Origin of the sequence: Mesorhizobium sp. CA5 (assembly GCF_020165105.1) — a bacterium.
In the GTDB taxonomy this organism is placed as follows: Bacteria; Pseudomonadota; Alphaproteobacteria; order Rhizobiales; family Rhizobiaceae; genus Mesorhizobium.
The window spans coordinates 1-20,455 of the sequence record NZ_JAIUHJ010000011.1 but is presented as its reverse complement, the minus strand read 5'-3'; the positions used below and the strand labels follow the sequence as shown (position 1 = coordinate 20,455).

Below are 20,455 nucleotides of genomic sequence, written 5' to 3'. Positions count from 1 at the left end.
TCACATAAATGCAAAGATGGAACATTCTGAACAATAAGTACAATCGGAACGTCAGGTAACCTGCACAATGTGCCAAATGTGCCAATTATTACAGTTTTATGACAAGCGATTTGCCGGACAAGTTTTCTAAAAATCCAGATAAGCATAGAATCGACTCCGCGAAACAGGAGTCAGGATAGAGTACGTGTCGCGCGGAGCACGTCCTCGACCATGTCTTCCCGTAACATCTCGATGGGGATCCGACCGTCGAGCTCGGGCGAGGGTCGGGTCAGCCAAAACCAGGCAAGTCTCGGATTGGCGATCGCCGAAAGCACGTCGCTGATCCCGGGAACCGGCCTGCCGTCGACGAATTGGGCTAATGGGAAGACATGTTTGCGGCCGCCCTTGCGCAGCGCAATGACCTCGCCGCGCCTTTGCCAGCGATGCAGCGTCGACCGCGGGATACGGAGCTTGTCCTCGAGATAGGTGGAGCCGGCGACTTCGCCGGCCCAATCCTCGATCAGCATCGACTGGAGATCCGCGGCGCGCTCGGCGATATGCGGTGCAATCGGCCTTCCTGCTTCCGGTTTCGGCGGGGGCTCGAAGCTGCGGTCGGGGAGGGTCGAATCCCCGCTCGCTATCTTTTCCGCAATTTCGCGGAGAAAATCGGAGGCAAGGCCGGTCCAATCGCCCTTGAAGGAATCGATTGCAAGGCGCTGCGCAGATGGCAGGAAGGGAAGGGCAGCGGCCACATGGCCGGCAATCTTGCCGGCTGAAGTCAGCGCCTCGGTGTCAAGCAGGACGCCCTGCTGCGTCAGCGCCTGCTGCACCGCCTCGGCGACCAGGCCTGCCAATGCCTCTTGTGAAATCCCGTCGGACGAGTTCTGGAATCTGGTCATGAATCTGTCTTGCGGTCCGCGCTCCTCCCAGGCGCCGGCCGATGCTGAAATTCTTATTGCGGAAAGCAAAAACTGCGGCGGCAACGAACGCCGCGGCCCGGCAGGTTGCTGGCATGCATCTTCACACCCCTGGTTTAGCGTGCCGCAATGTCAGTCACAGTACGCCTCAGTTTGCGTGTAGGAGCGCTCTATGACAGGGGCGCGACAGACAAGCCGGTTTTGACCCTGTTGGCGGTGACGCGACGGTACTTATTGGGCAGCTCTAAAGAAGCCCCACTTGCTCTGCCTCGCGACGCAGATTCTGGCGCGGGCGCGGGCCGATCTGCTGGATCACCAGCCCGGCCGACAGCGAGCCGAGATCGCCGCAGTCCTTGAGGCTGCGGCCGGTCGTGTAACCGTAAAGGAAGCCGGCAGCGTAGAGATCGCCGGCTCCGGTCGTGTCGACCAGTTCCTTGATCTTCGTCGCCTGGATGATGACGGTCTCGTCGCCGCGCACGATGACCGAACCTTTTTCAGAACGGGTGACGGCGGCTATCCTGCAATCCTTGCGGATGGCGGCGAGCGCCTCCTCGAAGGAGGCGGTCTGGTAGAGCGACTTGATCTCGTGGCTGTTGGCAAAGACGATGTCGACGATGCCCGAACGCATCAGCTCGAGAAACTCGTCGCGGTAGCGGTCGACGCAGAAGGAATCCGACAGCGTCATCGACACTTCGCGGCCCGCCGCATGCGCCAGCTTCGCCGTCTGCCGGATGGCCTCCTTGGCGCGCGGCGGATCCCACAGATAGCCTTCGAAATAAGTCACCTTGGCGCCGGCGGCTTTGTCGGCCTCGACATCCTCGGGGCCAAGCTCGACGCAGGCGCCGAGATAGGTGTTCATCGAACGCTCGCCGTCGGGCGTGACGAAGATCATCGAGCGCGCCGTCGGCGGCTCGCCCTTGAGCGGTGCGGTATCGAAGGCCACGCCCTGGGCGTGGATGTCATGGGTGTAGATCTCGCCCAGCGCGTCGTTCGACACCTTGCCGAAGAAGGCGGCCCGTCCGCCGAGGCTGGCGACGCCGGCCGCGGTGTTGCCGGCGCTGCCGCCGGAAGCCTCGATCGCCGGGCCCATGCGGCTATAGAGCAGTTCGGCGCGCTTGGCGTCGATGAGGTTCATCGCGCCCTTGATGATGCCGTTGGTCTCGAGAAAAGCTTCGTCGCACTGCGCGATGATGTCGACAATGGCATTGCCGATGCAAAGCACGTCATATTCCGGCATCAAAATCTCCGCCAAGGGCTGCCCGGCTATCTGGCATGCCGGCCGGGCGCGGGTCTAGCGACTTGGCATTGCTTTGCCTACCCCGAAAATCGCCATTGTTTGCGAAGCGCCGGCTGCGGCAGCGTTCGTGTCGAACTGCCCATATCGACCGCGGCCTTCGCCGCTATGGTTTCGCGGCGATCGAAACATTTTCGCGCCGCCATGGGCTAGAAGCAATTCCAGGAAAAGTGGGTGGCGGTTTGCCGTCCGGAAGTGCGTAACAACAAAGCGGATCGTTCCCGCAATGGAAGGCGCAGAAATGTCCGAGAAGAGCGAAATGTCCACCGAGCTGGCGCTGCTCGGCGTCCTGGCGGTGCTGTGGGGCGCTTCCTACACATTCATCAAGATCGGCGTCGAGACGATCCCGCCTGTGACCTTCATCGCCGCCCGGACCTTGATCGCCGGGGGCATTCTCTTCACCATCATCCGCTGGCGCGGCCTTGCCATGCCGGCCGACGCGGCAGTATGGCGCCGGTTCGCCTTCCAGGCCTGTCTCAACAGCGTCGTGCCGTTCACGCTGATCGCCGCCGCCGAGCGCTCGGTCGATGCCGGCCTCGCCACCATCCTCAATTCGACGTCGCCGATCTTCACCTTCCTGCTGACGGCATTGATCACGCGCCATGAGCCCGTAACGGCGCGCAAGCTGCTCGGCGTCGGCGCCGGCATCGTCGGCATCTGTCTCATCATCGGCACGCAGGCGCTTGGCGGGCTTGGCCATCAATTGTGGGCGCAGCTTGCGATCGTCATCGCGACGGTCTCCTATGCCGGCGCGGCGATCTTCGGCCGCGGCTTCAAGGGCCTCGATCCGATGATACCCGCCGCGGGTTCGATGCTTTGCGGCGCCGCCATCCTTGTGCCGCTGAGCCTGGTTGTCGACCGGCCATGGACGCTTGCGCCGTCGGGCGCATCGATCCTGGCCCTGCTCGGCCTGTCGGTCTTCTCGACGGCGCTGGCCTTCGTCATCTATTTTCGCCTCATCCACACGCTGGGCTCGGTCGGCACCACCTCGCAGGCCTATCTGCGCGTGCCGATCGGCGTCGGCATCGGCGCCGTCTTCCTCGGCGAAAGCCTCGGACCGGCGGCCTGGCTCGGCATGGCCTTCGTCGTCGCCGGCGTCGCGGCGATGACCATTCCGGCCAGGCGGGCCAGGCTTGCGCAATAGTTGCGCCTGGCATCCAGCCTGCTTATCTGCGAAGCGTCTTTTTCGATGAGGGGTTGAAGACGCTGTGATCCTCGACGCCGCCCGCGCCGCCGCCAGCCGGTTGTTCTCTCCCGAATTCCGCTCCGTCTTTCTAAAGACGCTGGGGCTAACGCTGCTCGCTCTGCTGGCGCTCTGGGTCGGTTTGGAGAGCCTGCTCGAATGGCTGGCCTGGCCATGGCTGCAAACGCTGCTTCCAGGCCTGCCGTCCTGGGCCGGGTGGCTGGGCGGCATCATTGCCGGCATCGTTCTGGCTGTGGGGTTAGCCTTGCTCATCGCGCCGGTGACCGCAATCGTCGCCGGCCTGTTCCTCGACGACGTCGCGGAAGTGGTCGAACGTACCGACTACCCCAACGATCCGCCCGGCCGCGCCGTGCCGGCGCTGCATTCGCTTGCGCTAGCCGTCAAATTCTTCGGCGTGGTCGTCCTCGGCAACATCGTCGCGCTGTTGCTGGCGCTGGTGCCGGGCATCAACATTGCCGCCTTCTTCATCGTCAACGGCTATCTGCTGGGCCGCGAATTCTTCGAATTCGCCGCCATGCGGTTTCGTCCCGAGCCAGAGGCCAAGGCGTTGCGCCGCAAACATGCCGGCACGGTGTTCCTGGCCGGACTGGTCATCGCCATGTTTCTTGCCGTGCCGCTGCTCAACCTTCTGACGCCGCTTTTCGCGGCTGCCATGATGGTGCATCTGCACAAGGCGGTTTCGGCGCGGGAACTGCTTTAATCGGTGCCGCCGCGGAACAGCGCCTGCAGCTTGCCGAACGGCATCGCCGCCCGGGCGAAGCCGAAGGTGCCGTCCTGCTGGATTTCGCGCGCCGCCGTCTCCAGCATGCCATAGGCGAAATTGGTCAGCCACGGTCCGAGCGAGATGCGCTTGGCTCCGGCCATGGCAAGGTCGGCAATGGTGAAGCCGGGTCGGGCCATCACATTGACCGGCCGGCTCACCGACGAGCAGATCGTGCGCACCATTTCGACGTCGCCGATGCCCGGCGCATAGAGCACGTCCGCGCCGGCTTTCTCGAAAGCCTGAAGCCGCTTGATGGTGTCGTCGAGGTCTGTCTTGCCCCACAGGAAATTCTCGGCCCGCGCGGTGAAGACGAAATCATGCTTGAGCGCCCGGGCCGCCTCGACAGCGGCAGCGACGCGCTCCGTCGCCAGCGAGAAATCGTAGATCGGATTGCCAGGGTCGCCGGTGTGGTCCTCGATCGAGCAGCCGGCGAGACCGGCGGCTTCGGCCGCGAAGATGGTTTCGGCCGCCTGTTCTGGGCTGTCCCCCTTGCCGCGCTCCAGATCGGCCGAAACCGGCAGCTCCGTCGCGGCCGTCACCTCGCGGCAATGATGGATCATGGCTTCGAAGGTCACGGCGCCGTCCGGCAGGCCGCGCGAGAAGGCGAAGCCGGCGCTGGTCGTCGCCAGCGCCTTGAAGCCGAACGAAGAAAGAAGCTTTGTCGTGCCTATGTCCCAGGGATTGGGCATGACGAAGGTGGAGGCGTGCAGATCTCGAAAAATCTTGCCCTTGTCCATGGCAGGGTCCTCAATCATGAGTTGGGTCGTGCGGGGAATTTATAGCGGCCGCTTGAACCGGGCAAACGAATGCTTCCGGCTCAGAAACGTTTGGCGTTTTCTGCTGACAATTTCTCGAAGGCGTCGGAATTCCTTGCGTAACGCGATCTGGCTTTATTCCAGCGATAGGTGACGGAAATGTCGTGCGAGACCGCCTTGGGCGCCGGCTCCTCGCAGCTTTCGCCGCTCGGCTTGGTGGCATCGGTCACCGTCACCTTGATCGCGGCGTAGGGTTTGTCGCCGCCGAGCGTCCGGAAGGTCAGGTCCTGCGTGCGCTTGTAGGCGCAGACATTCTCGTCGAACGTGTTGATCTGGTCGATAGGCTCGAAGCCGTCGTCGCGGACGAGGATCAGGATCGTGCCGACATAGCCCTGGTTCGAATTGAAATGTGTGCTCATGGTGATGAGCGCGTCGTCGCCCGCACTGATCGGGAGTTTTCCTGGATCGCGAAAATAGGTGCTCCGGTCGGTTCCGACATTGACGGCGTCGAGCAGCTTCGGCTTGCCGGTGAGATCGTAGAGCGCCAGCGCGGCAAACCCTTCGGCGCTGTCCTGCGCATGGCCGAGGTCGAGAAGCATCGTCAGCCGGTCCTTGCCGCCGGCCTTGATGGCCAGCACCGCCGCATTCGGCAGGTTGACGGCCTCGGGCGGCGATCCGCCGTCGTCGCCGCCGAGGATGTCGCGCATCTCGATCGGCGCGCCGCCTGTGTAGAAGCCGTCGTCGCCGGGCTTGAGATCAGGCACGATCATTTTGGCGAGGTCGAAATAGGTGACGTCCTGGTGCCCGGGAACGGCGCTGTTCAGTTCCGGAAAGCTGACGGCCTGCGCCATCGCGGCCGCGCACACGCATGGCAGCAGCAGGCATGCAAACATGAAACGGCATAAGGTGGAAATCACCGGCCGCGCCCCCTCGGATGCGCTCACGCTAGCACGGCGCGTTGCGATGCGCAGCCGGGTGCGATCAGCGGATCGGCACGAGCCCGGCAAGGTCGCGCATGTCGTCGAACAATATGCCGCCGGCCGCCGCCAGGCCATCGCGATCGGAGAGCGGATCGGCGTAATAGGAGAACACCCGCATGCCGGCGGCAATGCCGGCTTGGGTACCGGCGACGCTGTCCTCGATGACGATGCAGTCGGCCGGCGCGAAGCCCATCGTCCTTGCCGCATGCAGAAAGAGATCCGGGAACGGCTTGCCTCGGCTGACCATGGTGGACGAGAACATCGCATGCTCGAACAGCGGCAGCAGCCCGGTCTGGCCGAGCGTGATGTGCATCTTCGCGACCCGCGCCGAGGAGGCGACGCAATAGGCGATGCCCGCGGCCCGCACCTTATCGATGAAGTCGCGCACATAGGGGATTGCTTCGACCCCGTGCGAAAAAAGGTCCGGCAGGCCGGCATTCCAGCGCTCGACGAAGTCGGCGCCGAGCCGCACCTCGGTCGTCTCTTCGATCTCCTTCTGCACCGAGGCCATGCTGCGACCGGAGAAGTTCTTGCGGCAATATTCGAAGGTGGTCGTAAACCCGGCGACGGTCAGCCATTCGGCGAGGCGCCTGTTGGCAAGGTTCTCAGTGTCGACCAGGACACCGTCGCAGTCGAAGATAACGAGCTTGGGGATTGCCATTCAAGCGGTGCCGGTCGACCCGAAGCCGTCCGTGCCGCGCGCCGTGCCGCCGGCCAATGCTCTTTCCTCGACCGCAACCTGGGTCACGGCCGCGAAAACGAGCTGGGCAATGCGCATGCCGCGCGTCACCGAGAAATCCTCGTCGCCGAGATTGACCAGCAGCACCTTCACCTCGCCGCGATAGTCGCTGTCGACGGTGCCGGGCGTATTGAGGACGGTGAGCCCATGCTTGAAGGCAAGGCCCGAGCGTGGCCGCACCTGGCCCTCCATGCCTTCCGGGATTTCCAGGACGAGCCCGGTCGGCACCAGCGCGCGTTTTCCTGGCAGGATGAGCAGCGGCCGGTCCTCCGGCACCGCGGCGCGCAAATCCATGCCGGCGGCGCCTGAGCTCTCATAGGCAGGTAGAGGCAGGCCTTCGCCATGCGGAAGCCTGACGAAACCGACGGTGGGGCCGATGACGGAGGAAGAATGGACAGCCGTGCGCATGAAATCGATCCTATCGGCGCGTGCGGCGATTCGGTCAACTCGCCCGCCATACTATCAACGGCTTTCTTTCTGGCGTGACTATGGCCTCGCGGCTACTTTGGCGATTGGCGAAAACACTCGTCACTTCGTCATCCACGGGCGGAGCAAGGAGCGAAGCGACGCGGCGCAGACCCGAGGATCCATTCCGTGACCTCAAAGCGTCGCAACGGTGCAGAATTCTGCTCCGCCGCAGTCTCTGATCGAGGTAACGGAATGGATCCTCGGGTCTCCGCGTCCGCTTCGCTCCCGCTCCGCCCGTGGATGACGAAGTCGCGGAGGCCTCGGCCTATCTAGCGCAGTTCCACCGGCACCACGGTCGTCTCCTTGATCTCCTCCATGACGAAGGAGGCCGAGACGTCCGACAGCGCCACTTTGGCGATCAGCCGCTGGTAGAGGCGGTCATAGGCCTTCACGTCGGCGACGCGGGCCCTCAGCACATAGTCGAGGTCGCCCGACATGCGGTAGACGCCGGTGATCTCGGCAAAGCCGGTAACCGCCGCGCGGAATTTCTGCAACCAGTCCGGGTCATGGTTGGAGGTGCGGACCAGAATGAAGACGGACAGCCCAAGCCCGAGCTTGTCGGCATCAACCAGCGCGACGCGGCCGGTGATGACGCCATCTTCCTCCAGCCGCTTGACACGCCGCCAACAGGCATTGCGCGAAAGCGCCACCCGCTCCGACAGCTGGTCGACCGACAGAGTGCCGTCGCGTTGCAGCTCAGCCAGCAATCTTCGATCAATCTCATCGATTTCCGTCGCCATGTTGGGATGAATGTCCCACAAAACATCGAAAAGCAAGGACCATTTGGGACCAATGAACCAAAGCCGTATGGCACGATACTCATTATCGGGACTCATCCCGGCAGGAGGGATCACCATGACGACACGGTTTACGGCACTGTTCACGGCTCACCCGGAGAAGGTCGGCGAGACCTATTTCGGCCATATGGCTTTCGCCGCCTGGTTCTGCTCGCGCCTGTCGATGGCGGCGGGCGCCGCGCTCGTTCACGCTTTCTTGCCATTTCTGTTCGAGACTACGGCCAGCCGAATCGTTCGCGAGCTCTATGAGCGCACGCACAACAGAGGCTCGCACGCGGTGAAGGAGCCAAAGGCTCTCCTGGACCGCGCTTGATAGATGGTGGAATGCGATGTGCCGGTGGGCGGCCTATCTTGGTGAAGCGGTCTTCCTCGAAGACATCATCACCGCGCCCTGCCATTCGCTGATCGCCCAGAGTCACTGCGCCCAGGAAGCCAAGTCGCCGACCAATGGCGACGGCTTTGGTCTGGCCTGGTATGGCGACCGGCCCGAGCCTGGACTCTACCGCGACATCCTGCCGGCATGGTCCGATCCCAACCTCAAGAGCCTCTGCCGGCAGATCAAGTCGGGCCTGTTCCTCGCCCATGTGCGCGCTTCGACCGGCGGCGCCACCAGCCGCATGAACTGCCATCCCTTCGTCTCGGGCCGCTGGTCGTTCATGCATAACGGCCAGATCGGCGGCTTCGAAAGGATCCGTCGCGCGCTGGAGAACACGCTCTCCGACGCGGTCTTCGATCAGCGCGAGGGCACCACCGATTCCGAGCTCTTCTTCCTCTTGATGATCGACCAGGGACTGGCGACCGACCCGCAGGGCGCGGTGTCGCGGGCAACCGGTCGCGTCATCGAAGCCTCCCGCCGGGCCGGCATCGAGCCCTCTTTGAAACTGACGGCGGCCTTTTCGGATGGCGAGGCGCTGTACGCCGTCCGCTATGCCACCGACGGCCATGCGCCGACGCTTTATACCGGCGCCTTCGCGAAGCGCGAGGGCCATTGCATCGTCTCCGAGCCCTTCGACCGCAACGGCGGCGAGTGGCAGGCGATCCCGCCATCGAGCTTCGTCACCATGACGAGGGGCGGCACCGGCATCCGTCCGTTCGCGCCGGCGGCGGCCCCGCTGGCGCTGGTCGGCTGAAGCAAGATCCAGGCTGCCGGATTCAGGCAGAGATCAGCAAAACGTAAGCGCGGCGTAAGGACGCCCAGGCTCCCTCCTGTCATCCGTGGCGCTCGGCGGGCCGCGAATGCATTCGCGTGCCCGGAAACGCATCGACAGAGAATCAAACAATGTGCAGGTGGGCAGCCTATCTCGGCGATGCGATCTTCCTCGAGGACGTCATCGCCGCACCCTCCCATTCCCTGATCGTTCAGAGCCATGGCGCGAAGGAGGCGAAATCGCCGACCAATGCCGACGGCTTCGGCGTAGCCTGGTACGGTGACCGGCCGGAACCCGGCCTTTACCGCGACGTCCTGCCGGCCTGGTCCGATACCAATCTCAGGAGCCTTGGACGCCAGATAAAATCCGGCCTGTTCCTGGCCCATGTGCGCGCCTCGACAGGCGGCGCCACCAGCCGCGCGAACTGCCATCCCTTCGTTTCGGGCCGCTGGTCGTTCATGCATAACGGCCAGATCGGCGGCTTCGAGAAGATCCGTCGCGCGCTCGAGAATTCCCTCTCCGATACGTTGTTCGACCAGATCGAAGGCAGCACGGATTCCGAACTGTTCTTTCAGCTTATGATGGGCGAAGGGCTTTCGGACGATCCCTACGGTGCGGTGTCGCGCGCCACCAGTCGCGTCCTTGAGGCTGCGCGCGGTGCCGGCATCGAACCGTCGCTGAAGCTGACGGCTGCGTTCAGCGACGGTCGGGCGCTGCACGCCGTTCGCTACGCCACCGACGAGCATGCTCCGACGCTTTATACCGGCGCCTTCGCCAAGGGAGTAGGTCGCTGCATCGTTTCCGAGCCGTTCGACCGCGACGGCCGGACCTGGCACGAGATTCCACAGTCGAGTTTCGTCACCATGACCCGCGACAGCACCAGCATCAAGCCTTTCGCGCCGGCGGCCATCCAGTTGGCTCTGGCAGGGTGAGGGAAATCGGCACTTGGCGCAATTTCGATCAAGCGCTCGCGAGCTTCGGATGCTGAATTCGGCTTGAAGCCGCGCCCTCATCCGCCATGTTCAAGGCGAAGCGCGGCAAGCAGCCGGAGTGTGCACATGGATATCGGGTTTTCCTCGACTGCCGAGCTCGCGGCAGCCATTGCCCAGCGAAAAATTTCGGCGATCGAGGCGCTCGATGCGCGGCTTGCCCAGATCGACCGGCACAACGGGGCGGTCAACGCTGTCGTCATCTTCGATCGCGAACAGGCGCGGGCACGTGCCCTGCTGGCCGATGCGGCAACGGCGCGCGGCGACACGCTCGGTCCGCTGCATGGGGTGCCGTTCACGCTGAAGGATGCGCATGAGACGGCGGGCATCAGGACCACCGTCGGCTTTCCACCCTTCGCCGACTACGCGGCCAATCAGGACAGCCCTGTGGTTGAAAGGCTTAAAGCAGCCGGCGCCATACTGGTCGGCAAGTCCAATGTCGCCACTATGCTGGGCGACTGGCAGTCCGACAATCCGCTGTTCGGGCGCACTCGCAATCCGTGGGATCCGTCGCGCACGGCGGGCGGCTCAAGCGGTGGCGCGGCCGCGGCAGTCGCGACAGGCATGACGCCGTTCGAAGTCGGCACTGACATGCAGGATTCCATACGCTTGCCCGCTGCTTTCTGCGGCGTCTATGGCCTGAAGCCGACTGAACATCGCGTGTCGCTGGCCGGCGCCTTTCCCGATCCCGGCGGCATGCCGCGCAGCGTGCGGCTGATGTCATGTGTTGGCCCGCTTGCTCGCAACACCGAGGATCTGGCGCTGATCTATCGGATCATTGCCGGACCGGACCGCGCGGACACCGACCTGGCGCCCGTGCCGGTTGAGCCGATGCCGAAACTCGAACTCAAGTCGTTGCGCATCGCCGTGGCCGAATCTTTCCCGGGCTTCCCGGTTGCCACCGAAATCCGTGTCGCCGTCGAAAGCCTGGCCGCGAAGCTGGCCTCGGCGGGCGCGGTTGTGGAGAACGCGAAATTGCCGAAGCTCGACCTGCACGACGATTTGTCCGAAGGCGGTGCATTGATCGGCATGATGTTGGAAGCCGCGCAGCCGGAACCGCCGGAGCAGCCGACGCCGGTGTCGCGCTGGTTCGCCGCGCTTGCCCGCCGCGACCGGTCGATCCTTGCCTGGGAGCGGTTCTTTGACAGCTGCGATGCCTTGCTCTGCCCGGTGGCCATGACCACGGCCTTCCCGCACTGCAAGCCGGGCAGTCCGCTCAAGATCGATGGCAAGGAAGAGAGCTACTGGATGCTGCCGGCCTATGGCGCGGTGTTCAATTATTCCAGTCATCCGGCGCTCGCGTTCCCTTGTGGGCAGGACCGCGACGGCTTGCCGATCGGCCTTCAATGGTCGGCAGGAAATGGTCGGAAGCGCGGCTGCTCGGCATCGCAGCCGCGATTGCGCCGCTCACCGGAGGGTTTCACCGGCCTCCCGGCTACTGAGCGAAACGCGACAGCGCGTAGGGTTCAAGCAACGCATCGCGCTTGTCGTTGAGGATTTCGCCGGCCGCAAACAGGCCTATCGCCGGCGCCAGCGTGATGCCGGAATGGGTGACGGCGACATAGAGGCCACCGACGCCTTCCGCGCGGCTGACGATCGGGAAACCGTCGACCGGCGTCGGACGGTAGCCGATCGTGTGGAAGTCGAATTCCAGCCCGTTGGCGTCGCGCAGCATCGCTTTCGTCGCGGCGAACAGCACCTGCGCGGCGGCCTCCGGATTCTCGCCCGGATCGCCGCCGCCGAAATCTGACCCGGCGATGATACGGCCGTCGGCGGTTTGGCGCATATGCAGTCTGTCGGCCAGCACCAGCCCGTTGAGCAGCTTTGGGTGCGGTCGCGAATGCACGATCAGGCCGGGCGGGGTCTCGATCGGCAGCTTGATGCCTGCAGTCGTGGCGATCGCCGGAGCGCCGGCGCCCGCTGCGATCACCACCTCGTCGGCGCCGATGATCTCGCCCGAAGCGACGACGCCCGTGACCTTGCCGTTGACCAGCGCCAGCCTGTCGACGGTTCCCGTGACGACCCGCGCGCCGCGCCGTTCGGCGTCGGCCAGCAGCGCCTTCGTGGTCGCCACAGGCTCGGCCACGCCTTCCTGCGCGACATAAAGCGCAAACTCGGGAAGCTCTGCCAAATTGGGCTCGATGCGCGCCGCCTGTTCGCGCCCGACCCGTTCGATGCCATAGCCCCAGGACGAATGCTCGGCCGCATAGGCCTCGAGCCTGTCCGCGGGCAGGTCGAAGCACAGGCCGCCGCACCACGCGACCGGCAGGCCGGGCAGGTCGTTCGCCAGCCGTTTCCATTCGGCCATGGCGCGGATGCGCAGCCGGAAATAGGTTTCCGGATTGCCCCAGCTTGCATTGATCCAGGCAAAGGAATTCGGCGTGGCGACACCGCCGGCGCCGCTTTCGGAAACCACCGTCACCCGCGCGCCGGCTTTCATAAGATGCCAAGCGATCGAAGCGCCGATGATGCCGGCGCCGATGACGATGACTTGCTTTGCGCTGCTCATGCCGGACCTTTGAGAGAGATTTCCCTCTCATGCCACCGCGCCGAGCAGACCTCAAGTGAGAGCTAGACGCTGCCCGCCGCTACCGCCTGCGCCCCGGCAATCAGGCCCTTCAGCTCGTCGCAGCGCCGCATGAGCCGTGAAGAGTCGACTTTCTTCGCAATCGCGAGCGCGGTGCCGAGCTCCAGCTCAGCGCCGGAACGATCGCCCATCCTGATGAGCAGCGCCGCGAGCGACAGCCGGGCGTCAGCGACATTGATCGGCGAGCCGATCTCGTTCCAGTGCGAGCATGCGATCTGCAGCTCCCGGGCAGCCTCGGCGGGGCGCTCTTCCTGCATGAAAAGCTCCGCTTTGGCTTCCGCGGTCAGCGCCTGGATGGAGGCCATCGGCCAGCGCTGCGGCTGGGTCTCCAATTCGGCGATCACCTCCTTCGCCCGCTCGCGCCGATTGGTCCGCGCCGCCACCTTGGCGAGCGTGGCGAGGACCATGCCTCGCCGCTGCAAGGTCGGCCAGCCATTGCCCACCAGGGAACGTTCGAGAGCGCTGAAAGCGGCCTCCGCCTGCCCTTGCTCCAGTTGCAGCAGCGCAAGTCCGGGCTGCGGATCCCAGCCTGCTGCGTGCGATGCGCGGTAGGCCGTTTCGGCTTCCGTGAATTCTCCGGCCGCCAGGTGAATGTCGCCCAGCACGCGCAAGGCGTCGCCGGTCGCCCAGGGCGCGTCGAGTGCGAGCTGGTCGAGTGCCGCGCGCACAAGCGCTTCCGCCTCCTTCAGCGTGCCATGAACGCCGAGCACTTCGGCGCGATGCAGCCGGCACGAGCCCGAAAGGTCTTCCAGCCCGTGTCCCCTGCACCAATCTTCGTAGCCGAGCGTCCATTGGTTGGCGCGCGACCAGTCGCCGAAATTCCGGCAAGCCCACAGAATGTTGCAGTAGAGGATCCCGCCGACGATCGGGTCGACATCGCTGGACAGGCCGAGCGCGGCGGCAAGGTCCTGATCCTCCTGCCCGGCTTTGGTTTCACCGAGACACAGCTTGAAGAAGCCGCGATAGATAAGGCCGAGCGACTCCACCACCGGATCGTCGAGGTGCCTGCCGACCGCGAAGGCTTGCTCAGCCAGCGCAAGCGCCTGTTCCGGCTCGGCTTCCGCGCCCATGATGCGCGCCCCCATCCAGCACCAGAGACCGTGCTCCCTGCTGTCGGAAGCGGTATCGATCAACTGCGCGGCGCGCTTGTGCCAGCCCTTGGCGACGGCAAGCTCGCCTCTCTCGAGATGGATCCTGGCGAGGGTGATTGCGGGGGAAGCCGCGCGCAGTCGCTCGCCGGCCACGCCGTAAGCCGTCACCGCGCGCGCCAGAAGCGGAATGGCTTCGGCCGGCCGGCCCATGCATTCCAGCGCCAGCGCCCATTCCTCGAGATCGGCCGTCAGCAGCTCGTCGGCGGCATCCGCCTGCGTGAAAGAGGCCGCGGCGTCATGCCATTTCCTCGCTGCAACGGCAGCCCGCGCCGACAGAATTGGCAGGCCGGGGATCGAGGGCCTGCCGCCCCCATCAGCCGGCGCCGGCCTGGTTTGCAAGGCGGCCGGCTGATCGAGGCAAATCCGGTAGCCGAAGCGGGGCAGGTTGCGCAGCGCCGTCTCCATGCCGCCCTGGCGAAGGATGCCGCGGGCAAGGCTCGCGACGCGCTGCAGCGAAGCCTCGGTCACCGTCACGTCGGGCCACAGCCTCTCAAGCAATTCGTCCTTGCTCAAGGCGCGCTCCTTATGGCGCAGCAGGACGGCGAAGAAATCGAAGACCAGGGGCTGCACCTCGATCTCGCTTCCGGCGAGGCGAAGGGCGCGGGACTCCTCATTGAGTTCGAAGTCGCCGAAGCAATAAATTCCCATCGGCAGCAATCCCTGTAACGGCAATAGGCAAAGGATCAGAATAAGATAAGGGCGGCGTAAGGACTGTTGGCCGCCTCTTTCGTAATTCTCCGTCTGCCTGGCGGGCCAAGCTGCAGTTTAGCTCAGCGGCCCCCGGGATGTCACGGGCACCGACCTGGTCGGGCGCCCGGTGGCATTTGAACCCAGATCAAGGAGATTATGATATGCACAAATACATCATCGAACGCGAGATTCCCAAGGTCGGCACCTTCGAGCGCGAGCAGCTTCGCGATGCGTCCAAGGCCTCAAATGCCGTTCTGGCCGAGCTTGGCCCCGACATCCAGTGGGTCGAATCCTTCGTGGCGGACGACAAGACCTTTTGCGTCTATCTCGCCAAGGACGAGGCGATCATCCAGCGTCATGCCAAGATGAGCGGCTTCCCGGCAACGAAGATCACGCAGGTCAAGCGCCTGTTCGATCCGACGACGGCTTACGCCGCAGCCTGACGGGGAGGATCGATCGTGAAGCGCTTTGCCGAAATTGTCCTTGCCGTCGGCGCCTCCGCGCTGTTTTGCGGCACCGCGGTCGCCCACGACATGCCCGATCCGGTGCTCAACCGGTCTCGGGAGATGGCGGCCAAGTATTTCGACATCGAGGTCGCCAAGGCGGACGGCTATCGGCAACTGTTCGAATGCACGACGCATGACCAGCACGGAACGATGGGCGTCCACTTCATCCATCCCGAGCGGGCCGGCGACGGCAGGCTCGTGCTCGGCGAGCCAGATGTGCTGACCTACGAGCCGGAGGCCGATGGCTCGATGCAGCTCGTCGGCATGGAATACATCGTCTTCGAAAAGGACTGGAAGGGCAAAGGTGTACCCGAATTCCTCGGCCGCACCCTGCAGCGCAAGACGACGGTGGGAGTCCATCCGGTGGACCCGTATTACGAGCTCCATGTCTGGCACTGGCGGCACAACCCGGCCGGCATGTTCGCCGACTGGAACCCTTATGTGAGCTGCGAGCACGACCGGTCCTGACACGCGCAGCGTCTTCGGGAGGGCCTGCACGGCCCTCCCGATCCTTTCGTTCAAACAAAAGGAAGATGATCATGCCATCCCTTCGCATGGGAATGAAGCCCGTCGCCCGCTCATCCGTTAACGGGCGTTTCTTCGCGACAGCCGTCGAAATATGCCGTTCCGGCCTGCGCGTCCTCGCGCGGATGGTCCGCATTCGCAGGGATCGCGCCTGGCTGGACGAGTTGCCGGACTACCTGTTGCGCGACATCGGTATCAAACGCTTGGAAATATCGTCGGTCACCAGGTACGGCGGCAAGATCGATCGCGACGGAATGTGGAATTGAGGACCAAGGTCTTTTGCCGACGGCACGTCTCTCTGCTGCGCCGGTCGAACCGGTCTCTCCAAAACCGTCGACACGCCGGACAAGCGCTGCTAGAAGCCCGCGCCACAGACAGGATTCCAGAAATTGGCAGAAGACATCGAACAGGCGGTATCGCGCCGCCGCACCTTCGCGATCATCGCGCACCCTGACGCCGGCAAGACCACGCTCACCGAAAAGCTGCTGCTGTTCGGCGGCGCCATCCAGCTCGCCGGCGAGGTTAAGGCCAAGAAGGACCGCATCCAGACCCGGTCCGACTGGATGAAGATCGAGCGCGAGCGCGGCATCTCGGTCGTTACCTCGGTGATGACCTTCGAATATGACGACAACGTCTTCAACCTGCTCGACACGCCCGGCCACGAGGATTTCGCCGACGACACGTATCGCACGCTGTCGGCGGTGGATTCGGCGGTCATGGTCATCGACGCCGCCAAGGGCATCGAGCCGCGCACGCTGAAATTGTTCGAGGTCTGTCGGCTGCGCGACATTCCGATCATAACCTTCGTCAACAAGATGGACCGCGAGAGCCGCGATCCGTTCGAAATCCTCGACGAGATCGAGCAGAAGCTGGCGCTGGACACCGCGCCCGTCACCTGGCCGATCGGCCGTGGCAGGACCTTTTCCGGCACCTACCACCTGGCGCTGAACGCGGTGCGCAAGGGCGACGCGGAAAAGGAGCGCACGCCGGTCAACGGGCCCGATTCCAACCGCGTCGCCGGCCTTTTGCCCGAAAACGAGCGCGAAGCCTTCATCGAGGAACTGGAACTCGCGCGGGAGGCTTGTCGCCCGCTCGACGTGGAAGCCTTTCGCGAAGGCCACCTGACGCCGGTCTATTTCGGCTCGGCGTTGCGCAATTACGGCGTGCGCGACCTGATCGAGGCGCTCGGCGCCTACGGCCCGCCGCCGCGCGCCCAGGAAGCCGACGAGCGAACGGTCGAGGCGACGGAGGAGAAGATGACCTCCTTCGTCTTCAAGATCCAGGCCAACATGGATCCGAACCACCGCGACCGCATCGCCTTCGTCCGCGTCTGCTCGGGCAAGCTTGAGCGCGGCATGAAGGCCAAGCTGGTGCGCACCGGTAAGCCGATGAGCCTGTCGGCGCCGCAGTTCTTCTTCGCCCGCACCCGCGTCACCGCCGACGAGGCCTTCGCTGGCGACGTCGTCGGCATCCCCAACCACGGCACGCTGCGCATCGGCGACACGCTGACCGAAGGCGAGGAGATCCTGTTCCGCGGCGTGCCGAACTTCGCGCCCGAAATCCTGCGCCGCGTGCGCCTCGGCGACGCCATGAAGGCCAAGAAGCTGAAGGAAGCGCTGCACCAGATGGCCGAGGAAGGCGTCGTGCAGCTGTTCTCACCCGAGGACGGCTCGCCGGCCATCGTCGGCGTCGTCGGCGCGCTGCAGCTCGACGTTCTGAAGGAACGGCTGAACATCGAATACACGCTGCCGGTTGATTTCGAGATGTCGCGTTTCTCGATCTGCCGCTGGATCTCGGCCGACGACAAGGCGGAAGTCCAGCGTTTTATCGAGGCGCATCGCGGCGACATCGCCCGCGACCTCGACAACGACCCGGTCTTCCTCGCCCAGCACGCCTTCTCGCTCAACTACGAAGCCGAGCGCTGGAAAGCGATCCGCTTCACCGCGGTCAAGGATTACCAGGTGCGCGGCAAAGCGGCGTGAGTGTTTCTCCCTTCCCCCCCTTGTGGGGGAAGGTGGCCTCGCGAAGCGAGGTCGGATGAGGGGTGTTCCAGGGAACACCGACGCCTCACTCCGCTGGAACACCCCTCATCCGTCTCGGCGCGACGCGCCGATCCACCTTCTCCCACAAGGAGAGAAGGAAAAAGTGCTCACCCCTTCGCCGCCGCTTCCAGTTTGTCGATTTCGATCTTGCCCATCTGCATCATCGCGGACATCACGCGGCCGGCTTTCTCGCGGTCCGGATCCTGAAGCAGCCGCGGCAGTTGCTCCGGCACGACCTGCCAGGAAACCCCGAACTTGTCCTTCAGCCAGCTGCAGCGTCCCGGTTCGCCGCCTTCGGTGAGCCTGGTCCAGAAATGATCCACCTCTTCCTGCGTCTTGCAGTCGATCGACAGCGAGATCGCTTCGGTGAACTTGTATTGCGGCCCGCCGTTGAGGGCTTGGAATTGCACGCCGTCGAGCTCGAACGAGGCGACCAGCACCTGGCCTTCCTGGGGATGGCCTTTGGGCCAGCGCGTCACGCTCAGCACCTTCGAATTCTTGAAGATGGAGATGTAGTGGTTCATGGCCTCCTCGGCCTGGTCGTCGAACCACAGGAAGGTGGTGATCTTCTGCATGCCTTGCTCCTCGGGCTTCATGTTGGCTTCGTTGTCAAACGGTTCGGTGGCGATTTCGTGCCATTTCGATGCCGTCTGCCTCAAGGACGCTTCAGCGAAGCGTCATCCGACAGCGGCAACAAAAATTTTCTGAAAAGCGCAAATTTGCCGAAGCATGCTGTCGCAGCGCAAAATGGTGGTCATGCCGAGACATGGCCGCTATAACCGCTGCCGACTAAATTCGAGCGCCGCCCGCCGCGCATCGGTGTGGCCAGCCAGCAAGGACAATCGAATGCCCGCCTATCGTTCCCGCACCACCACCCATGGCCGCAACATGGCCGGCGCTCGCGGCCTCTGGCGCGCCACCGGCATGAAGGATTCGGATTTCGGCAAGCCGATCATCGCGGTGGTCAATTCCTTCACCCAGTTCGTGCCGGGCCATGTCCATCTGAAGGATCTCGGCCAGCTCGTCGCGCGCGAGATCGAGAAGGCTGGCGGCGTCGCCAAGGAGTTCAATACCATCGCGGTCGACGACGGCATCGCGATGGGTCACGACGGCATGCTCTATTCGCTGCCGTCGCGCGAGCTGATCGCCGATTCCGTCGAATACATGGTCAACGCGCATTGCGCCGACGCCATGGTCTGCATCTCCAACTGCGACAAGATCACCCCCGGCATGCTGATGGCCTCGCTGCGCCTCAATATCCCGACCGTCTTCGTTTCCGGCGGTCCGATGGAGGCCGGCAAGGTGGTGCTGGCCGGCAAGGCGCAGGCGCTCGATCTGGTCGACGCCATGGTCGCGGCCGCCGACGACAAGATCTCCGATGAGGACGTCAAGGTCATCGAGCGCTCGGCCTGCCCGACCTGCGGCTCCTGCTCCGGAATGTTCACCGCCAATTCGATGAACTGCCTGACCGAGGCGCTGGGTCTGTCGCTTCCGGGCAACGGGTCGACCTTGGCCACCCATGCCGACCGCAAGCGCCTGTTCGTGGAGGCCGGCCATCTCGTCGTCGATCTCGCCCAGCGCTATTACGAGCAGGACGACGAAACGGCACTGCCGCGCAGCATCGCCTCCAAGGGCGCCTTCGAGAACGCCATGGCGCTCGACATCGCCATGGGCGGTTCGACCAACACGGTGCTGCATATCCTTGCCGCCGCGCATGAAGGCGAGGTCGACTTCACCATGGAGGACATCGACCGGCTGTCGCGCAAGGTGCCGGTGCTCTGCAAGGTGGCGCCGGCCAAGTCCGACGTGCACATGGAGGACGTCCACCGCGCCGGCGGCATCATGGCCATTCTCGGCCAGCTCGACCAGGCAGGCCTGATCAATCGCGACCTGCCGACGGTGCATACGGCGACCCTCGGCGAGGCCCTCGACCACTGGGATATTTCGCGCACCTCTGCCGAAAACGTCCGCGACTTCTTCCTCGCCGCTCCCGGCGGCGTGCCGACCCAGGTCGCCTTCAGCCAGGACCGCCGCTGGGACGAACTCGATCTCGACCGTGAGAAGGGCGTCATCCGCTCGGCCAAGACGCCCTTCTCCAAGGATGGCGGCCTTGCCGTGCTGAAGGGCAATCTGGCGCTCGACGGCTGCATCGTGAAGACCGCTGGCGTCGACGAGTCGATCCTGAAATTCACCGGCCCGGCCCGCGTTTTCGAAAGCCAGGACGCCTCGGTCAAGGCGATCCTCGGCAACGAGATCAAGGCCGGCGACATCGTCGTAATCCGCTACGAGGGACCGCGCGGCGGCCCCGGCATGCAGGAGATGCTCTACCCGACCAGCTACCTGAAGTCGAAGGGCCTCGGCAAAGCCTGCGCGCTGATCACCGACGGCCGCTTCTCCGGAGGCACGTCGGGCCTTTCCATTGGCCACGTCTCGCCGGAAGCCGCCGAAGGCGGCACGATCGGCCTGGTCCAGGAAGGCGACACGATCGAGATCGACATTCCCAACCGCAAGATCAATCTCGCCGTCAGCGAGGCCGAGCTTGATGCGCGCCGCAAGGCGATGGCGGCCAAGGGCGCAGACGCCTGGAAGCCGGCCGAGAAGCGCAAGCGCAAGGTGCCGACGGCATTGCGTGCCTATGCGGCTTTCGCCACCAGCGCCGATAAGGGCGCGGTCAGGAAGGTGCCGGAGTAAGGAGCGCTTCCCCTTCTCCCCTTGTGGGAGAAGGTGGATCGGCGCGCAGCGCCGAGACGGATGAGGGGTGCTCCAGCGGAGCGAGACGCTCGCAAATTCCGACTGGATGAACGGCGCCAAGCTGGAACACCCCTCATCCGTCGCCTTCGGCGACACCTTCTCCCACAAGGGGCCTGTTGCGCAGTTAGCGAGAACAGGCTCGCAGAGGGGTTTTGGCCGCGAAGTCTATT

The 20,455-nt window shown here is 64.3% G+C and carries 21 protein-coding genes; 11 read left to right on the top strand and 10 right to left on the bottom strand.

The genetic code is table 11. The features are described from left to right. Positions 1–170: 170 nt before the first annotated feature. Positions 171–878, bottom strand: a complete 708-nt coding sequence (locus tag LB529_RS15940; RefSeq protein WP_224711597.1) for an antitoxin Xre/MbcA/ParS toxin-binding domain-containing protein — start codon at positions 876–878, stop codon at positions 171–173. A gap of 262 nt (positions 879–1,140) precedes the next feature. After that, a complete protein-coding gene (locus LB529_RS15935) occupies positions 1,141–2,133 on the bottom strand; it encodes an adenosine kinase (protein ID WP_224711596.1) in 993 nt (330 codons plus the stop codon). 298 nt (positions 2,134–2,431) lie between these two features. Between LB529_RS15935 and LB529_RS15930 the strand changes: the two genes are divergently transcribed. Further along, positions 2,432–3,334 (top strand): DMT family transporter, encoded by a 903-nt coding sequence (locus LB529_RS15930; RefSeq protein WP_224711595.1) that lies wholly within the window; start codon positions 2,432–2,434, stop codon positions 3,332–3,334. A gap of 64 nt (positions 3,335–3,398) precedes the next feature. Then, a complete protein-coding gene (locus LB529_RS15925) occupies positions 3,399–4,094 on the top strand; it encodes a sulfate transporter family protein (protein ID WP_224711594.1) in 696 nt (231 codons plus the stop codon). Here LB529_RS15925 and LB529_RS15920 read toward each other — a convergent pair. The 5 genes from LB529_RS15920 to LB529_RS15900 form a co-directional block, all read right to left on the bottom strand. Next, entirely contained in the window at positions 4,091–4,894 is an 804-nt protein-coding gene (locus LB529_RS15920; RefSeq protein ID WP_224711593.1) for an isocitrate lyase/phosphoenolpyruvate mutase family protein, read from the bottom strand. The genes LB529_RS15925 and LB529_RS15920 overlap by 4 nt on opposite strands. A gap of 80 nt (positions 4,895–4,974) precedes the next feature. Beyond that, complete coding sequence (locus tag LB529_RS15915; protein ID WP_224711592.1) at positions 4,975–5,763, bottom strand: hypothetical protein; 789 nt, start codon at positions 5,761–5,763, stop codon at positions 4,975–4,977. Positions 5,764–5,893: 130 nt separating this feature from the next. Then, entirely contained in the window at positions 5,894–6,553 is a 660-nt protein-coding gene (locus tag LB529_RS15910) for an HAD family hydrolase (protein WP_224711591.1), read from the bottom strand. Continuing rightward, entirely contained in the window at positions 6,554–7,039 is a 486-nt protein-coding gene (gene dut, locus LB529_RS15905) for a dUTP diphosphatase (RefSeq protein WP_224711590.1), read from the bottom strand. Positions 7,040–7,368: 329 nt separating this feature from the next. After that, a complete protein-coding gene (locus LB529_RS15900) occupies positions 7,369–7,839 on the bottom strand; it encodes an Lrp/AsnC family transcriptional regulator (RefSeq protein ID WP_095766090.1) in 471 nt (156 codons plus the stop codon). A gap of 115 nt (positions 7,840–7,954) precedes the next feature. Here LB529_RS15900 and LB529_RS15895 point away from each other — a divergent pair, with 115 nt between their 5' ends. The 4 genes from LB529_RS15895 to LB529_RS15880 all read left to right on the top strand — a co-directional run bounded on the left by LB529_RS15895 (position 7,955) and on the right by LB529_RS15880 (position 11,527). Next, positions 7,955–8,209 (top strand): DUF6356 family protein, encoded by a 255-nt coding sequence (locus tag LB529_RS15895; RefSeq protein ID WP_040994452.1) that lies wholly within the window; start codon positions 7,955–7,957, stop codon positions 8,207–8,209. Between the two features lie 16 nt (positions 8,210–8,225). Continuing rightward, on the top strand, positions 8,226–9,026 hold the full coding sequence (locus LB529_RS15890) for a class II glutamine amidotransferase (RefSeq protein WP_095766089.1): 801 nt from the start codon (positions 8,226–8,228) through the stop codon (positions 9,024–9,026). A gap of 149 nt (positions 9,027–9,175) precedes the next feature. Beyond that, the gene (locus LB529_RS15885) at positions 9,176–9,976 is read left to right on the top strand and encodes a class II glutamine amidotransferase (RefSeq protein ID WP_224711589.1); all 801 of its coding nucleotides are present in this window, start codon (positions 9,176–9,178) and stop codon (positions 9,974–9,976) included. 126 nt (positions 9,977–10,102) lie between these two features. Beyond that, positions 10,103–11,527, top strand: coding sequence for an amidase (locus LB529_RS15880; protein WP_224711588.1), 1,425 nt, complete (start codon positions 10,103–10,105; stop codon positions 11,525–11,527). Here the strand turns inward: LB529_RS15880 and LB529_RS15875 are convergent. Further along, positions 11,469–12,542 carry an NAD(P)/FAD-dependent oxidoreductase gene (locus tag LB529_RS15875; protein WP_224711587.1) on the bottom strand — a complete coding sequence of 358 codons (1,074 nt, stop codon included), beginning with the start codon at positions 12,540–12,542 and terminating at the stop codon, positions 11,469–11,471. The genes LB529_RS15880 and LB529_RS15875 overlap by 59 nt on opposite strands. A 62-nt stretch (positions 12,543–12,604) precedes the next feature. Continuing rightward, entirely contained in the window at positions 12,605–14,419 is a 1,815-nt protein-coding gene (locus tag LB529_RS15870; protein WP_224526954.1) for a winged helix-turn-helix domain-containing protein, read from the bottom strand. A 203-nt stretch (positions 14,420–14,622) separates the two neighbouring features. On the opposite strand from LB529_RS15870, the gene LB529_RS15865 reads away from it, so the two are divergent. The 4 genes from LB529_RS15865 (at position 14,623) to LB529_RS15850 (ending at position 17,474) form a co-directional block, all read left to right on the top strand. Next, positions 14,623–14,904 (top strand): DUF4242 domain-containing protein, encoded by a 282-nt coding sequence (locus LB529_RS15865; RefSeq protein WP_140843940.1) that lies wholly within the window; start codon positions 14,623–14,625, stop codon positions 14,902–14,904. Positions 14,905–14,919: 15 nt separating this feature from the next. Next, positions 14,920–15,435, top strand: coding sequence for a hypothetical protein (locus LB529_RS15860; RefSeq protein WP_140843938.1), 516 nt, complete (start codon positions 14,920–14,922; stop codon positions 15,433–15,435). A 71-nt stretch (positions 15,436–15,506) separates the two neighbouring features. Then, on the top strand, positions 15,507–15,758 hold the full coding sequence (locus LB529_RS15855) for a DUF1127 domain-containing protein (protein WP_224526952.1): 252 nt from the start codon (positions 15,507–15,509) through the stop codon (positions 15,756–15,758). Positions 15,759–15,881: 123 nt separating this feature from the next. Further along, a complete protein-coding gene (locus LB529_RS15850; protein ID WP_224545142.1) occupies positions 15,882–17,474 on the top strand; it encodes a peptide chain release factor 3 in 1,593 nt (530 codons plus the stop codon). A 167-nt stretch (positions 17,475–17,641) separates the two neighbouring features. Here the strand turns inward: LB529_RS15850 and LB529_RS15845 are convergent, their stop codons facing one another. Further along, positions 17,642–18,109, bottom strand: a complete 468-nt coding sequence (locus tag LB529_RS15845) for a VOC family protein (RefSeq protein ID WP_224545143.1) — start codon at positions 18,107–18,109, stop codon at positions 17,642–17,644. Positions 18,110–18,380: 271 nt separating this feature from the next. On the opposite strand from LB529_RS15845, the gene ilvD reads away from it, so the two are divergent. Next, a complete protein-coding gene (gene ilvD / locus LB529_RS15840; protein WP_224711586.1) occupies positions 18,381–20,225 on the top strand; it encodes a dihydroxy-acid dehydratase in 1,845 nt (614 codons plus the stop codon). Positions 20,226–20,455: the final 230 nt, after the last annotated feature.